The organism is Aeromicrobium sp. PFPM2_SD2 (assembly GCF_057364525.1).
The window spans coordinates 1-3522 of the sequence record NZ_JBNFNZ010000275.1 but is presented as its reverse complement, the minus strand read 5'-3'; the positions used below and the strand labels follow the sequence as shown (position 1 = coordinate 3522).

Here is a 3522-nt window from a genome sequence, read left to right as displayed (position 1 = left end):
GGCGGCGGCTCGTCCAGCCCCCGACTCGGGCAAGCGCGACCCCGGTCCCGGGCTGAGCGACCTGGTCGGCGGCGTCACCGACCCGCTCGTCGGCAACGGCGGCGGCTCCGGCACAGGCGGCGGACAGGCGCAGGACCCGACCGACGTCGTCGAGGACGTCGTCGAGAACACGCTCACCTGGGCCGAGGCGAAGGTCCGCTGCCTGGCCAAGGGCATCAGCGAGCTCGACCTGGTGGGCCTGGGCCGCTGCATCACCTCGCTGCTGGGCTGACGCGAGCACGACGACGGGGCGCCTCCGGATGGAGGCGCCCCGTCGTCGTGCGTGTCGTCCGCGTCAGCGCAGGCGGCGGGCGACCTCGGTGGCCCAGTAGGTCAGGATGACGTCCGCACCGGCCCGGCGCATCGACAGCAGCACCTCGTCGATGGTCCGCTCGCGGTCGATCCAGCCGTTCTGCGCGGCGGCCTCGATCATCGCCATCTCGCCCGAGACGTTGTACGCGGCGACCGGCAGGTCGACCGCGGCGCGCACGTCGGCGATGAGGTCCAGGTAGGACAGCGCCGGCTTGACCATGACCAGGTCGGCGCCCTCCTCGACGTCCAGCAGCGTCTCGCGCACGGCCTCGCGGGCGTTCGCGGGGTCCTGCTGGTAGGTCTTGCGATCGCCGGTGAGCGAGGAGTCGACGGCCTCGCGGAACGGGCCGTAGAACGCCGAGGCGTACTTCGCCGAGTAGGCCATGATCACCGTGTCGTCGTGACCGGCCTCGTCGAGCGCGGCCCGGATGGCGGCGACCTGGCCGTCCATCATCCCGCTGGGGCCGACGACGTGGGCGCCGGCCTCGGCCTGCGCCACGCCCATGCGGGCGTAGATCTCGACGGTGGCGTCGTTGTCGACCCGCCCCTGCGCGTCCAGCACGCCGCAGTGGCCGTGGTCGGTGAACTCGTCCAGGCACAGGTCGGCCATGACCAGCAGGTCGTCACCGACCTCGGCGCGCGCGTCGGCGAGGGCGACGTTGAGGATGCCCTGCGGGTCGAGCGCGCCCGACCCCTCGGCGTCCTTGTGCTCGGGGACGCCGAACAGCATGACGCCGCCGATGCCCAGCTCGGCCGCCTCCGCGTACGCGCGCTTGGCCGACTCGCGCGTGTGCTGGACGACGCCGGGCATGCTCGCGATCGGACGCGGCTCGGACAGCCCCTCGGCCACGAACATCGGCAGCAGCAGCTGCGACGGCTCGAGGTAGGTCTCGCGCACCAGCCGCCGCATCGCCGGCGACTGGCGCAGGCGACGCGGACGGACGACGGGCGGCTCCCAGCCGGTCACGGTCAGGACTTCCGGCGCGAGGACGGACGGCGGTACGAGGGCTTGGTGACCGGCTCGCCCGCGGCGACCTGCGCCTCGCGGCGCTCGGCCCCGAACGCGGCGAGCGCGTCGGCCAGCACCTCGACCGACGGCGTCTCGGCGACGACGTCCACCCGCAGGCCGTGCTCCTCGGCGGTCTTCGCCGTGGCCGGGCCGATGCAGGCGATGATCGTGGACGTGTGCGGCTTGCCCGCGATGCCCACGAGGTTGCGGACGGTCGAGGACGACGTGAACATCACCGCGTCGAACTTGCCCGTCTTGATCGCCTCACGGGTGGGCGCCGGCGGCGGCGTGGCGCGGACCGTGCGGTACGCGGTGACGTCGTCGACCTCCCAGCCGAGCTCGATCAGGCCCGCGACGAGCGTCTCGGTCGCGATGTCGGCGCGCGGCAGGAAGACCCGGTTGATCGGGTCGAGCATCTCGTCGTACGGCGGCCAGTCCTCGAGCAGGCCGGCGGCCGACTGCTCACCGGACGGCACGAGGTCGGGGCGGATGCCCCACTCGGCGATGGCCTCGGCGGTCTTGTCGCCGACCGCGGCGATCTTGAGGCCGGAGAACGAGCGGGCGTCCAGGCCGTACTCGTCGAACTTCTCCCGGACGGCCTTCACCGCGTTGACGCTGGTGAACGCGACCCACTCGTAGCGGCCCTCGACGAGGCCGCGGATGGCCTTGTCGACCTGCTGCGGGTTGCGCGGCGGCTCGACCGAGATGGTCGGGACCTCCTCGGAGACCGCGCCGTACATGCGCAGGCGGCTCGACAGGCCGGCGGCCTGCTCCTTGGTGCGGGGCACCAGGATGCGCCAGCCGTACAGCGGCTTGGTCTCGAACCACGAGAGCACCTCGCGCATCTCGACGACCTCGCCGACCACGACGACGGCCGGGCCGGTGACGGCCTTGGCGTCGGTGGCGACGTCGGCCAGGGTCGAGACCACGGTGGACTGCTCGGTCGTGGTGCCGACGCAGGTCACGGCGACCGGCGTGGTGGCCGGACGGCCGGACTCGACCAGGGCCGCGGCGACCTCGTCGAGCCGGTCGAGGGCGTCGAGCAGGACGAGCGTGTCCGCACCCTGGTGGGCGCTGAAGTCGATCGAGTTGGTCGCCACGTCGACCACGGCGACGCCGCGCTGGGACTTGGTCGTCAGCGGGACGCCCGCGTACGTCGGGACGGCGCTGGCCGACGAGACGCCCGGGACGATCTCGAAGGCGATGCCGGCCTTGGCGCAGGCGGCGGCCTCCTCCGGGCCGGTGCCGTAGGTGAACGGGTCACCGGTGAGCAGCCGGACGACGCGCGCGCCGGTCTTGGCGTGCTTGACGACGAGCTTGGCCCGGGCCGCGTGCGGCATGGGGGCACCGTCGGCGGTCGTGCCGCCCTCGACGACCTCGGCGCCGTTCGTCACCAGGGCGGCCTGGTCGGGCGACTCGATGATGACGACCTCGGCGGCCTCGAGCAGCTCCGCGGCACGGACCGTCAGGAGGCTGGCGTCGCCGGGACCCGCGCCGACGAAGCTCACCTGGCCCTGCGGAGCAGGACGCGAGGCGGGAGCGGCGGTCGGCACCGCGGGCTCGGGCGTGGCGATGGTGCTAGTCACAGTGTTCTCTTCCTGGTCTGCCGGTCTCAGGAGGCGGCCACGAGCGTGGCGGCACCTTCGGCGAGCAGCTCGGCAGCGAGCCGCTCCCCGACCGCGGCGGCATCGGCGAGCGATCCCGTCGTGGACATGCGGATGGATCGGGCTCCGGTGAGGTCCCCGACGACGGCCCGGAGCCACAGCTCCTCGCCGTCGTCGCCGGAGACCACCTCGGCGAGTGCGCCCACAGGGGCGCTGCAGCCGGCCTCGAGCTCCGCCAGCAGGCGGCGCTCGGCGGTGACGGCCGCGCGGGTGTCGGCGTGGTCGAGCTGCGCGAGAAGCCCGGCCGTGGTGGTGTCGTCGACGCGACACTCCACCGCGAGGGCTCCCTGGCCGGGGGCCGGGAGCACCTGGATCGGGTCGAGCACCTCGGTGGCCTCGTCCTCGCGGCCCAGGCGCAGCAGGCCGGCCCGGGCCAGGACGACGGCGTCCAGCTCACCGCTGGTCACCTTGCCGATGCGGGTGTCGACGTTGCCGCGCACGCCGACGAGCTCGATGCCCAGGCCGAGCGCGGACAGGCTGGGCGACGCGGCGCGGGGC

At 73.8% G+C, this 3522-nt stretch carries 3 protein-coding genes and 1 pseudogene; 1 reads left to right on the top strand and 3 read right to left on the bottom strand.

The window, feature by feature from the left end; translation table 11 throughout:
• Positions 1-271 (top strand): hypothetical protein (locus AC2W7G_RS11980; protein ID WP_485868642.1); only part of this gene is annotated, 271 nt, incomplete at its 5' end.
• Positions 272-334: 63 nt separating this feature from the next.
• Here AC2W7G_RS11980 and hemB read toward each other — a convergent pair.
• The 3 genes and pseudogenes from hemB to AC2W7G_RS11965 form a co-directional block, all read right to left on the bottom strand.
• Complete coding sequence (hemB, locus tag AC2W7G_RS11975; RefSeq protein WP_485868641.1) at positions 335-1318, bottom strand: porphobilinogen synthase; 984 nt, start codon at positions 1316-1318, stop codon at positions 335-337.
• A gap of 2 nt (positions 1319-1320) precedes the next feature.
• Positions 1321-2946, bottom strand: coding sequence for a bifunctional uroporphyrinogen-III C-methyltransferase/uroporphyrinogen-III synthase (locus tag AC2W7G_RS11970; RefSeq protein WP_485868640.1), 1626 nt, complete (start codon positions 2944-2946; stop codon positions 1321-1323).
• A 26-nt stretch (positions 2947-2972) separates the two neighbouring features.
• A pseudogene (locus AC2W7G_RS11965) lies at positions 2973-3522 on the bottom strand (hydroxymethylbilane synthase); the annotation flags it as partial.